The organism is Citrobacter portucalensis (assembly GCF_002042885.1).
Lineage (GTDB): Bacteria > Pseudomonadota > Gammaproteobacteria > Enterobacterales > Enterobacteriaceae > Citrobacter > Citrobacter portucalensis.
This window is the reverse complement of record NZ_MVFY01000005.1, coordinates 93,625-105,735: the sequence shown is the minus strand read 5'-3', so window position 1 is coordinate 105,735 and position 12,111 is coordinate 93,625. Positions and strand designations below refer to the sequence as shown.

The window sequence follows — 12,111 nt, the reverse complement described above, 5'->3', positions numbered from 1 at the left end:
GGCAAATTCATATTGGGTTTGCCGGATTTTTTTTATTTTATTATCGCCTTACCGCTAATAACTCTCAGCGTTACCACCCAATTGCCAGGTTAAGGCTTGATTTTTCGACTATGCTTTTTCCTCAAGTCTCTGAAAAGGGCCGCAAAAGGATGAGGAGTACAGCATGATAATCTCAAAAGTATCGGTGGGTTCGCTGGTGCTGTTAGCCGCGATCAGCCTACCCTTACAGGCCGCGTCACCCGTCACAGTTGGTTCAAAAATAGATACCGAAGGGGCGCTGCTCGGCAACATTATTTTGCAGGTGCTCGAAAGCCATGGCGTGAAAACTGTCAATAAAGTACAGCTGGGCACCACCCCAGTAGTACGTGGGGCAATCACCTCCGGTGAGCTGGATATTTATCCGGAATATACCGGTAATGGCGCATTCTTTTTTAAAGATGAAAATGATCCCGCGTGGAAAAATGCGCAGGCCGGTTTCGAGAAAGTGAAAAAGCTGGATGCAGAGCAAAATAAGCTGGTCTGGCTAACACCTGCACCCGCCAATAATACCTGGACCATTGCGGTACGCCAGGATGTCGCGCAAAAGAACAAGCTTGAGTCCCTTGCTGATTTAGGCCGCTACCTAAAAGACGGGGGAACGTTCAAACTTGCTGCCTCTGCTGAATTTATCGAACGGGCTGACGCGTTGCCTGCGTTTGAAAAAGCCTATGATTTCAAACTAAATCAAAATCAGCTGTTGTCGCTAGCTGGGGGAGATACCGCGGTGACGATTAAAGCAGCGGCGCAGCAGACTTCTGGCGTCAATGCGGCGATGGCTTATGGCACAGATGGCCCGGTTGCGGCGCTCGGTCTGCAAACTTTAAGCGATCCAAAAGGTGTCCAGCCCATTTATGCGCCAGCACCCGTCGTACGTGAATCGGTGCTGAAAGACTACCCGCAAATGGGAGAATGGCTACAACCGGTTTTTGCCAGCCTGGATGAAAAAACGTTGCAGCAGCTGAATGCCAGTATTGCCGTGGAGGGGCTGGATGCGAAAAAAGTTGCAGCAGACTACCTGAAGCAAAAAGGATGGGTGAAGTAACGGAGTTTGCAGCAGGTGGGTGTTTTGTCAAAGATTTCAGTTAATCGGGTGCTGTTGTTACTGGTACTTCTTACCTTCGCGGCGGCAGCGCTGCCTTTCATTAGCTATGCGCCTAATCGCCTGGTCTCCGGTGAGGGGCGCCAACTCTGGGATATCCGGCCCGACATGGCGTGGGGATTGGCAGTAGCCTGTTCGCTGCTGTTTCTTCTGTGCTTTGTACCGGGAAAGCCCGGCAATATATTGACGCTTGTTATTAGCCAGTTGCTGGTTATTGCAGCGCTGGTAACCGCAGGAACAACGGCAACGTATCTGGCCCAGACGGGAAGTCCACTGGCCAGAACCAGCCTGGGCAGCGGGTTCTGGTTGGGGCTAGGACTAATGTTGCTGGCCGCCAGTGACGCCATTCGTCGCATAACCGAGCTGGCATCATGGCGTTGGCTGTTGCACGCGCAAATGTTTATTTTTCCGCTGGTGCTTTTGTTCTCCGGCACGTTTAACGATCTTTCCCTGCTTAAAGAATATGCCAACCGTCAGGATGTCTTCAACGACGCCCTGGCGCAGCATCTGACAATTCTGTTCGCTACCGTGGTGCCCGCGCTGCTTATTGGTGTGCCGTTGGGCATCTGGTGTGCTTTCTCTGTCTCCCGTCAGGGGCCGGTTTTTGCGGTACTGAATATCATCCAAACCATTCCCTCAGTCGCGCTGTTTGGCCTGTTAATTGCGCCCCTTGCCGGGTTGGTGAAGCACTTTCCTTTGTTGGGTTCGCTCGGCGTCGCCGGAACCGGCCTGACGCCTGCGCTTATTGCGTTAGTGCTGTATGCGCTGTTACCGCTGGTACGTGGCGTTGTGGCTGGGTTGAATCAGGTGCCGCTGGATGTACTGGAAAGCGCCCGAGCGATGGGGATGAACACTTTCCAGCGATTTGTCTCGGTGCAGTTCCCGCTGGCATTGCCGGTCTTCTTGCGCAGTTTACGGGTAGTGATGGTGCAAACGGTGGGAATGGCGGTGATTGCTGCGCTGATTGGCGCAGGGGGATTTGGCGCGCTGGTCTTTCAGGGATTGCTCAGTAGCGCCGTCGATTTAGTGTTGCTTGGCGTGATCCCGGTTGTGGTACTGGCGGTATTGATTGATGCGCTGTTTGATTTAGGGCTCGCGCTGTTGAAGGTAACAAACAATGATTGAATTTCGCCATGTCAGTAAAACCTATGGCCAGCAAAAAGCCGTTGACGACCTTAATCTGCGGTTGGGGGAGGGCAGCTTTTCGGTGTTAATTGGCACGTCAGGTTCCGGGAAATCCACCACGCTGAAAATGATCAATCGGCTGGTTGAACATGACAGCGGACAGATTCGCTTTGCCGGGGAAGAGATCCGCAGCCTGCCGGTGCTGGAGTTAAGGCGGCGCATGGGATACGCGATTCAGTCTATTGGCTTGTTTCCCCACTGGACCGTCGCGCAGAACATCGCCACGGTACCGCAGCTACAAAAGTGGTCGCGTTCTCGTATTGATGACCGAACAGACGAACTGATGGCGCTGCTGGGTCTTGAGGAAAGTTTGCGCCATCGTTACCCGCATCAGCTGTCTGGCGGGCAACAGCAGCGGGTCGGAGTGGCGCGTGCCCTGGCGGCAGATCCGCAGGTGCTGCTGATGGATGAGCCTTTTGGCGCGCTGGATCCGGTCACCCGCGGTGCGCTGCAGCAGGAGATGACGCGTATTCATCGTCTGCTCGGGCGTACCATTGTGCTGGTGACGCATGATATCGACGAGGCGCTAAGGCTGGCGGAGCATCTGGTTCTGATGGATGCAGGAAAGGTAGTACAGCAAGGCACGCCGCTGTCGATGCTGACAGCACCGGCGAACGAATTCGTGCAAACATTCTTTGGCCGTAGTGAACTGGGCGTACGTCTGTTGTCGCTTCGCACGGTAGGGGATTTTATCCGTCGCGGTGAACACACAGCCGGTGAACCGTTGGTAGATGAAATGACGCTGCGTGATGCGTTGTCGGTGTTCGTAGCGCGCGGTTGCGACGTCTTGCCGGTCGTGACCCCGCAGGGGGTGTCCTGCGGGACGCTTCATTTTCGTGATTTGCTTTCGGAGATGCCGACCCGTGAAACGTCTTGCTGATCCGTTGTTATGGCTTATTGTTCTGTTTCTGGTCCTGTTAGTTGGGTTGCCTCATAGTCAGGCCTTGTTCAGTGCGCTATTTCCGGCGCTACCGCGTCCCGTGTATCAGCAGGAAAGTTTTGCGGCGCTGGCACTGAGCCATTTTGGCCTGGTGGGGATTTCAAGCCTGATTGCCGTACTCATTGGCACCGGGGCCGGTATAGCGGTAACCCGGCCCTGGGGCGCGGAATTCCGGCCGATGGTGGAAACCATCGCCGCCGTGGGGCAGACCTTTCCGCCAGTTGCGGTGTTGGCGATAGCTGTACCGGTGATGGGATTTGGTCCTGAACCGGCAATTATCGCGTTGATCCTGTATGGCGTATTACCGATCTTGCAGGCAACACTGGCGGGACTCGGCGGAATTTCACCCAGCGTGATGGATATTGCCAGCGGAATGGGCATGAGTCAGGGGCAGCGGCTGCGTAAAGTCGAGTTGCCGCTGGCGGCCCCGGTGATTCTGGCCGGGATTCGCACGTCGGTGATTATTAATATCGGCACCGCAACCATCGCCTCAACCGTTGGGGCGAACACGCTGGGTACGCCGATTATTATCGGGCTGAGTGGGTTCAATACCGCCTATGTGATTCAGGGAGCGCTGCTGGTCGCGCTGGCGGCGGTAATTGTTGACCGCGGGTTTGAGAAATTAGCGAGGCATCTTACCCGGCACGTAAAATAAAAGTATAGCCTGCCAGCATGACACCGCCGATACCGCCGATGGCCATCAGCAGGAAGAGGGTAATGACACCGATTTTAGCTGCGCTCATTATGCACTCCTTATGTGAATCCAAGGATTGTACACGTTTGTTAATAGAATATTAAGAGCCTGGATCATTAGGCGTTATTGGCGCAGACAGTTTGAACACGGCCAGCGCGGAAGAACCGGAGCGTACACGTAGTACGTGAGGATTCTGAGCACTGCCCAGGTTCGAAATGGCAAGCAAAATAGCCCTAATGGGCCAGGCTCTAAATACCGAGTGGATAAATATCGTGACCCAACGCGCGCCATTCATTCAGCTGTTGCTGCTGAGCGGGCGTTTGGTTCTCGCCGCACCAGACAAGCAAGGTGCGACCTTCAAACAGCTCCGGTCGCAGTTGGTTCAGCGAATGGGCAAGGACGTCAATGCGCCATCCCTGCTGGCTGGCGACCCAACCTTCCAGCCATAAACGGGTCGTATCCTGAATGTTCCAGCCAACCACCAGAGCATCTTTCCCCTGTTTCTTACGTGCTGAGGCAAGACAAATCGCGATGTAGTTGATCAATACGCCGTCGAGGATCCCCAGTAACGCCTGCAGGATCGGCTGTTGGCATTGCAGACGTCGGCGCAGCGGAATGAACAAATGGGTGTTGAGCGTTTGCGCGGGATAATCCTGGCCGCGCTCTTTGATCCACAGTCTGAGGCTATGCAGATTATTACTTTGCAAATAGCTCAACAGCGTCTCTTGTTGTTCACGCCAACCGTTATGCACATCAATGTTCTCATTGCTGAGCAGCATTTTTACCTTACTGACCTGAACGCCGTTGTTTATCCAGCGTTTTATCTCGCGGATCCGGTCGATATCCGCGTCGTTAAACAGACGATGCCCGCCGTCTGTCCGCTGCGGTTTAAGTAATCCGTAACGCCTCTGCCACGCGCGTAAAGTGACAGGGTTGATATCACAAAGCAAAGCCACTTCACCTATTGTGTAAAGCGCCATCGTCGTCTCACTCTTGCTCGCGAGGTCCCAGTTTTACTTTAGACGCTCTTTTGCGAACCAGGTAGTTTTGTCTGTTTTTTGATCTATGAATGGGTGAATTTGTAACCATGCTCGCGCTTTCGAGTGATCGTTCTCACAAATTCGTCTTTTTTTGCAACACTTCAAAGAAAGTTACACGCAGCCCATGTATGTTACGCGCTTTTAAGTGATGTGTGGTTGGCGGGTATGTACGAGTTTAATCTGGTGTTGCTGCTGCTTCAGCAGATGTGTGTGTTCCTCGTTATCGCGTGGCTCATGAGCAAAACGCGTTTGTTTATCCCGCTGATGCAGGTGACTATCCGACTCCCGCACAAACTGCTTTGCTATGTCACCTTTTCCATTTTCTGCATTTTAGGCACCTATTTCGGGCTGCACATTGATGATTCTATTGCCAACACCCGTGCTATCGGCGCAGTGATGGGCGGGCTGCTTGGCGGCCCGGTGGTCGGTGGCTTAGTTGGTCTTACCGGCGGTTTGCATCGTTATTCGATGGGTGGGATGACTGCGCTTAGCTGCATGATCTCGACCATTGTGGAAGGGTTGCTCGGCGGACTGGTACACAGCGTGCTTACCCGTCGTGGTCGCACCGATAAAGTCTTTAGTCCGCTGACTGCGGGGGCGATTACCTTTGTCGCCGAACTGGTGCAGATGCTGATCATCTTATTAATTGCCCGTCCGTTTGACGATGCGTTTCGGTTGGTCAGTAATATTGCCGCGCCTATGATGGTGACCAATACCGTGGGCGCCGCCTTGTTTATGCGTATTTTGCTCGATAAACGGGCGATGTTTGAAAAATATACCTCCGCTTTTTCCGCCACAGCACTCAAAGTTGCCGCCTCAACGGAAGGTATTTTACGCCAGGGGTTCAACGAGGTTAACAGCATGAAGGTTGCTCAGGTGCTGTATGAAGAGCTGGATATCGGTGCGGTGGCGATTACCGATCGTGAGAAACTGCTGGCATTTACCGGTATTGGTGACGATCACCATCTACCCGGCAAACCTATTTCATCGTCATATACCCAACGCGCGATTGAAACCGGAGAGGTGGTGTATGCCGATGGGAATGAAGTTCCTTACCGTTGCTCTTTGCACCCGCAATGCAAATTAGGCTCGACGCTGGTGATCCCTCTGCGAGGTGAAAACCAGCGGGTAATGGGGACCATCAAACTGTATGAAGCCAAAAACCGCCTCTTTAGTTCGATCAACCGTACGCTGGGGGAAGGGATCGCCCAACTGCTTTCGGCACAGATTCTGGCCGGGCAGTATGAGCGGCAAAAAGCGATGCTCACGCAGTCGGAAATAAAACTCCTGCACGCCCAGGTCAATCCCCATTTTCTGTTTAATGCACTCAACACCATCAAAGCTGTGATCCGACGCGATAGCGAGCAGGCCAGCCAACTGGTGCAGTATCTGTCGACGTTCTTTCGTAAAAATTTAAAACGCCCGTCGGAAATTGTGACGCTGGCCGATGAAATTGAACACGTTAATGCTTATCTGCAAATTGAGAAGGCACGATTCCAGTCGCGTCTTCAGGTGACCTTGACGGTGCCAGAAGAACTTTCGCATCAGCAATTACCCGCCTTTACTCTGCAACCCATCGTGGAGAATGCCATTAAACACGGTACTTCTCAGTTACTGGATATCGGTGAAGTATCGATCACCGCCCGTCGCGAAGGGCAATATCTGATGCTGGATATCGAAGACAATGCCGGGCTGTATCAGCCAACCTCAGAAGCCAGTGGACTGGGTATGAATCTGGTCGATAAACGACTGCGTGAGCGGTTTGGCGATGATTTTGGCATCAGCGTAGCGTGTGAACCTGACCGCTTTACTCGAATCACTTTACGACTTCCTCTGGAGGAACTGGCATGATCAAAGTGCTGATTGTCGATGACGAACCGTTAGCCCGGGAGAATCTGCGGATCCTGTTGCAAGAGCAAAGCGACATCGAGATTGTCGGTGAATGTTCGAATGCGGTGGAAGCCATTGGCGCGGTGCATAAATTGCGTCCGGATGTTCTGTTCCTTGATATTCAGATGCCGCGAATCAGCGGCCTGGAAATGGTTGGCATGCTTGATCCCGAGCATCGTCCGTACATTGTTTTTCTGACCGCCTTTGATGAGTATGCGGTGAAAGCCTTCGAAGAACATGCGTTTGATTATCTGCTCAAGCCGATTGAAGAAGCACGGCTGGAAAAAACGCTAATCCGTTTGCGTCAGGAGCGTACCAAGCAGGATGTATCACTGCTGCCAGAAAATCAGCAGGCACTGAAGTTTATTCCGTGCAGCGGTCATAGTCGGATTTATTTGCTGCAAATGGATGATGTGGCGTTTATCAGCAGTCGCATGAGTGGTGTGTATGTGACGAGCAGCGATGGTAAAGAAGGCTTCACTGAGTTGACGCTCAGGACGCTGGAGAGCCGTACTCCTCTGCTGCGTTGTCATCGGCAATATCTGGTAAATATGGCGCAATTGCAGGAGATCCGTCTGGAAGACAACGGTCAGGCGGAACTGATTTTGCGTAACGGACTGACCGTTCCGGTGAGTCGTCGTTATCTTAAAAGTCTAAAAGAGGCGATTGGACTGTAAAACTGATACACTGCGCGCCATTGCATCACCGACAGTTGAAGGCTCTATGCTAAGTAACGATATTCTTCGTAGCCTGCGCTACACCCTGAAAGCGAACAATAACGACATGGTGCGTATTCTTGCGCTTGCTGACATGGAATCCACCTCCGCAGGTTTCGATACCTGGATGACAAAAGAAGATGAGGCTGGGTTTGTTCGTTGCCCGGATATCATTCTCTCCGGTTTTTTAAACGGCCTGATTTATCATCTGCGTGGTAAAGATGATTCTGCACCGGAACTGGCGCTGGAGCGTCGTGTTAATAACAATACGGTGCTGAAAAAGCTGCGTATCGCCTTTTCGCTGAAAACCGACGATATTCTGGCTATTATGACCGAGCAGAAATTCCGTGTGTCGATGCCGGAAATTACCGCCATGATGCGTGCACCTGATCATAAGAACTATCGCGAATGCGGCGATCAGTTCCTGCGTTATTTTCTGCGTGGTTTGACATCACGGGTACATAACGCGAAGCCATAAAGAAAAAATGGGCGACGCCGATTAACATCGGGTCGCCAATGGTTTACTTCACTTCTTTAAAACCCGCCGATTCCATTACCGTTTGCATTTGCTTCATGCTGATGTTTTTATCGGCGTTTTCAGATAGCTTCATCCCTGAAATGGCCTGCAACGCTTTTATATCAACTTTTTCCATATCGATAGTGACATTTTCTTGCGCGTAGGTATCTGAATAGGTGAGTTTTTCTTCTATGCCAGGAATGTTCTGATATTTGGCGCTTAATGCGTCGAATACTTTTGCTGCTTCCTCTTTATTGCTGGCACCGACTGACGCATAGCTAATTTTACTTTCGGAGATTTGCTTCAGGACCTTATCACCTTTATAGGTGTAAGAGACGGTGATATCAGAACCATTAATGTTGGCATTGAATGTTTTTGTCTCTTCTTTATCACCACATCCCGCCAGGGAAAAAACCACAATCGATGCCACGGCGAGAGAAAATAATTTTTGTAACGCTTTCATGTAAAACTCCATTTCATGAATATCGGATGTTAAATAATAACGTCCACGAATCTGGTGAGCCCGGACTACCTTGATACCAGAGCAGTATAGAATAAATCTAATATTAACAACGAAGCAGTCCGAAAATGGAGCAGGGGTTAAGATTAGAGGAAGCACTTGCGTAGAAAAAAAAGCGCTGCGGTTGCAGCGCTTGAGATGTTTGATTTACTTCACCTGTTGGCCTGGTTTTGCACCTTCGTCCGGGCTTAACAGGAAGATATCTTTCCCGCCAGGACCTGCGGCCATCACCATCCCTTCGGAAATGCCGAAGCGCATCTTACGTGGTGCCAGGTTGGCAACCATAATGGTCTGGCGGCCAATCAGGACCTGCGGATCTGGATACGCAGAACGAATACCAGAGAAGACGTTACGTTTCTCACCACCGAGATCCAGCGTCAGACGCAGCAGTTTGTCGGAACCTTCCACGAATTCGGCGTTTTCAATCAGCGCTACACGCAGGTCAACTTTGGCGAAATCGTCAAAGGTGATGGTTTCCTGAATCGGGTCATCAGCCAGCGGGCCGGTAACCGGTGCTGCAGCTGCTTTCACTTCTTCTTTCGACGCCTCAACCAGCGCTTCAACTTGTTTCATGTCGATGCGATTGTACAGCGCTTTAAAGGTGTTGACCTTGTGGCCGAGCAGTGGCTGTTCAATGGCATCCCAGCTCAGTTCGCTGTTCAGGAAAGCTTCAACACGTTCAGCAAGCGTTGGCAGAACCGGTTTCAGGTAGGTCATCAGCACGCGGAACAGGTTGATACCCATCGAGCAGATCGCCTGCAGGTCGGCATCGCGGCCTTCCTGTTTAGCCACGACCCACGGTGCCTGTTCGTCAACGTAGCGGTTTGCCACGTCGGCCAGCGCCATGATTTCACGGATAGCTTTACCAAATTCACGGCTTTCCCATGCTTCGCCAATCATCGCTGCGGCGTCGGTGAAGGTTTTATACAGCGCCGGATCGGCCAGCTCAGTCGCTAGAACGCCGTCAAAACGCTTAGCAATAAAGCCGGCGTTACGGGATGCCAGGTTGACTACTTTGTTGACGATATCGGCGTTAACGCGTTGGACAAAGTCTTCCAGGTTCAGGTCGATGTCATCAATACGTGAAGAAAGCTTCGCGGTGTAGTAGTAGCGCAGGCTGTCGGCATCGAAGTGCTTCAGCCAGGTGCTGGCCTTAATGAAGGTGCCGCGAGATTTGGACATCTTCGCGCCGTTCACCGTCACATAACCGTGTACGAACAGGTTGGTCGGCTTACGGAAGTTGCTGCCTTCCAGCATGGCAGGCCAGAACAGGCTGTGGAAGTAAACGATATCCTTACCGATGAAGTGATACAGCTCGGCGTCAGAATCTTTCTTCCAGTACTCGTCAAAACTGGTGGTGTCACCGCGCTTATCGCACAGGTTTTTGAATGAACCCATATAGCCAATTGGCGCGTCCAGCCAGACATAGAAGTACTTGCCAGGCGCATTCGGGATTTCAAAACCGAAGTACGGGGAATCGCGAGAGATATCCCACTGTTGCAGGCCGGATTCGAACCATTCCTGCATTTTGTTGGCGACCTGCTCCTGTAACGCGCCGCTGCGCGTCCACGCCTGCAGCATTTCGCTGAATGACGGCAGATCAAAGAAGAAGTGTTCGGAGTCACGCATCACCGGCGTTGCGCCAGACACGACGGATTTCGGCTCGATAAGTTCGGTCGGGCTGTAGGTTGCGCCGCAGACTTCACAGTTATCGCCGTACTGATCCGGAGACTTACATTTCGGGCAGGTGCCTTTAACGAAACGGTCCGGCAGGAACATGCCTTTTTCCGGATCGTAAAGCTGGGAGATTGTACGGTTCTTAATAAAACCGTTCTCCTTCAGGCGAGTATAAATCAGCTCAGACAACTCACGGTTCTCTTCGCTGTGCGTTGAGTGGTAGTTGTCATAGCTGATGTCAAAACCTGCAAAATCAGTCTGATGCTCCTGACTCATTTCACCGATCATCTGCTCTGGCGTGATCCCAAGCTGCTGTGCTTTCAGCATGATTGGCGTACCGTGTGCGTCGTCCGCGCAGATGAAGTTAACCTGGTGGCCGCGCATTCGCTGGTAACGGACCCAGACATCAGCCTGGATGTGCTCCAGCATATGGCCGAGGTGGATTGAGCCGTTGGCGTACGGCAGCGCGCACGTTACCAGAATTTTCTTCGCGACTTGAGTCATAGTGGGCAATTACTTCTTTTGTAGTGAAAAGGGCTTTGATAGTACCAAAATGGTAATTACTGCGCCAAGCGATAAGGGCATTTATCCGTAAATGAATAATTGTTGCGGTTGGAGTAAACTACCTGGTGACTATTGTATATTCAGAACAACAAAAAGGAGTCGGGATGAACGCACAATCCCAGGCCAAATCACCAGAGACCCTGCGCGCCATGGTTGCCGGGACGCTGGCGAATTTTCAGCATTCAACCCTGAAGCATAATCTGACGACGCTTAAAGCGTTGCACCACGTCGCCTGGATGGATGACACGTTGCACGTTGAGCTGGTCATGCCGTTTGTCTGGCATAGCGCGTTTGAGGACTTAAAAGAGCAATGTAGCGCCGATCTGCTGCGTATTACCGGTGCTAAAGCGATCGACTGGAAACTGTCGCATAACATCGCGACGCTGAAGCGCGTGAAAAACCAGCCGGGTATTAATGGTGTGAAAAACATCATCGCCGTCAGTTCAGGTAAAGGTGGTGTGGGTAAATCCTCTACCGCCGTGAACCTGGCGCTGGCGCTGGCTGCAGAAGGGGCGAAGGTAGGGATTCTGGACGCTGATATTTATGGTCCGTCTATCCCGACAATGCTTGGCGCGGAAAACCAGCGTCCAACCTCGCCAGATGGTACCCACATGGCACCGATCATGTCTCATGGTCTGGCAACGAACTCCATTGGTTATCTGGTCACTGACGATAACGCGATGGTATGGCGCGGCCCGATGGCCAGCAAAGCGCTGCTGCAGATGTTGCAGGAAACCTTATGGCCGGATCTTGATTATCTGGTACTGGATATGCCGCCGGGCACCGGTGACATCCAGCTGACGCTGGCGCAGAACATTCCGGTAACGGGCGCAGTTGTTGTCACTACGCCGCAGGACATCGCGCTGATCGATGCAAAAAAGGGCATCGTGATGTTCGAAAAAGTCGAAGTGCCGGTACTGGGTATTGTTGAGAATATGAGTATGCATATTTGCAGCAACTGCGGTCACCATGAACCGATCTTTGGTACCGGTGGGGCACAGAAGTTGGCTGAGCAGTATCACACTCAACTGCTGGGACAGATGCCACTGCATATTTCTCTGCGTGAGGATCTCGATCGTGGTACGCCGACGGTGATTAGCCGTCCTGATAGCGAATTTACTGCTATTTACCGCGACCTGGCAGGACGAGTGGCTGCACAGCTCTACTGGCAAGGAGAAGTTATTCCGGGCGAGATTGCCTTCCGCGCGGTGTAATTTATAGCGTTACAGA

Annotated in this window: 12 protein-coding genes; 8 read left to right on the top strand and 4 right to left on the bottom strand. The window is 52.0% G+C overall.

What is annotated here, in order from left to right; all coding sequences use genetic code 11:
• The first annotated feature begins 163 nt into the window (after window positions 1-163).
• Genes osmF through BZK40_RS09210 form a run of 4 tightly spaced genes read left to right on the top strand, consistent with a single transcriptional unit; the run spans window position 164 to window position 3,918 of the window.
• Window positions 164-1,081 (top strand): glycine betaine ABC transporter substrate-binding protein OsmF, encoded by a 918-nt coding sequence (gene osmF, locus BZK40_RS09225; protein ID WP_008785251.1) that lies wholly within the window; start codon window positions 164-166, stop codon window positions 1,079-1,081.
• Between the two features lie 15 nt (window positions 1,082-1,096).
• Window positions 1,097-2,263, top strand: coding sequence for an ABC transporter permease (locus BZK40_RS09220; protein WP_079934596.1), 1,167 nt, complete (start codon window positions 1,097-1,099; stop codon window positions 2,261-2,263).
• The gene (locus BZK40_RS09215) at window positions 2,256-3,203 is read left to right on the top strand and encodes an ABC transporter ATP-binding protein (RefSeq protein ID WP_003834466.1); all 948 of its coding nucleotides are present in this window, start codon (window positions 2,256-2,258) and stop codon (window positions 3,201-3,203) included. The genes BZK40_RS09220 and BZK40_RS09215 overlap by 8 nt, the downstream gene beginning before the upstream one ends.
• Window positions 3,187-3,918 carry an ABC transporter permease gene (locus tag BZK40_RS09210; protein WP_048234924.1) on the top strand — a complete coding sequence of 244 codons (732 nt, stop codon included), beginning with the start codon at window positions 3,187-3,189 and terminating at the stop codon, window positions 3,916-3,918. Before BZK40_RS09215 ends, BZK40_RS09210 begins: the two co-directional genes overlap by 17 nt.
• Here BZK40_RS09210 and BZK40_RS09205 read toward each other — a convergent pair.
• The gene (locus BZK40_RS09205) at window positions 3,899-4,006 is read right to left on the bottom strand and encodes a protein YohO (protein WP_003027354.1); all 108 of its coding nucleotides are present in this window, start codon (window positions 4,004-4,006) and stop codon (window positions 3,899-3,901) included. The genes BZK40_RS09210 and BZK40_RS09205 overlap by 20 nt on opposite strands.
• 199 nt (window positions 4,007-4,205) lie before the next feature.
• A complete protein-coding gene (gene mlrA, locus BZK40_RS09195; RefSeq protein WP_008785248.1) occupies window positions 4,206-4,937 on the bottom strand; it encodes an HTH-type transcriptional regulator MlrA in 732 nt (243 codons plus the stop codon).
• A gap of 225 nt (window positions 4,938-5,162) precedes the next feature.
• Here mlrA and BZK40_RS09190 point away from each other — a divergent pair, with 225 nt between their 5' ends.
• Genes BZK40_RS09190 through BZK40_RS09180 form a run of 3 tightly spaced genes read left to right on the top strand, consistent with a single transcriptional unit; the run spans window position 5,163 to window position 8,081 of the window.
• On the top strand, window positions 5,163-6,848 hold the full coding sequence (locus tag BZK40_RS09190; protein WP_079934529.1) for a sensor histidine kinase: 1,686 nt from the start codon (window positions 5,163-5,165) through the stop codon (window positions 6,846-6,848).
• On the top strand, window positions 6,845-7,564 hold the full coding sequence (gene btsR, locus BZK40_RS09185) for a two-component system response regulator BtsR (protein WP_003840155.1): 720 nt from the start codon (window positions 6,845-6,847) through the stop codon (window positions 7,562-7,564). The genes BZK40_RS09190 and btsR overlap by 4 nt, the downstream gene beginning before the upstream one ends.
• Window positions 7,565-7,610: 46 nt before the next feature.
• Window positions 7,611-8,081 (top strand): YehS family protein, encoded by a 471-nt coding sequence (locus BZK40_RS09180; protein ID WP_003834454.1) that lies wholly within the window; start codon window positions 7,611-7,613, stop codon window positions 8,079-8,081.
• A 43-nt stretch (window positions 8,082-8,124) separates the two neighbouring features.
• Here BZK40_RS09180 and BZK40_RS09175 read toward each other — a convergent pair whose 3' ends face one another.
• Entirely contained in the window at window positions 8,125-8,583 is a 459-nt protein-coding gene (locus tag BZK40_RS09175; protein WP_071444692.1) for a YehR family lipoprotein, read from the bottom strand.
• A 204-nt stretch (window positions 8,584-8,787) separates the two neighbouring features.
• Window positions 8,788-10,821, bottom strand: a complete 2,034-nt coding sequence (metG, locus tag BZK40_RS09170; protein ID WP_079934528.1) for a methionine--tRNA ligase — start codon at window positions 10,819-10,821, stop codon at window positions 8,788-8,790.
• A gap of 164 nt (window positions 10,822-10,985) precedes the next feature.
• On the opposite strand from metG, the gene apbC reads away from it, so the two are divergent.
• The gene (gene apbC / locus BZK40_RS09165; protein ID WP_003027343.1) at window positions 10,986-12,095 is read left to right on the top strand and encodes an iron-sulfur cluster carrier protein ApbC; all 1,110 of its coding nucleotides are present in this window, start codon (window positions 10,986-10,988) and stop codon (window positions 12,093-12,095) included.
• The last annotated feature ends 16 nt before the right edge of the window (window positions 12,096-12,111 follow it).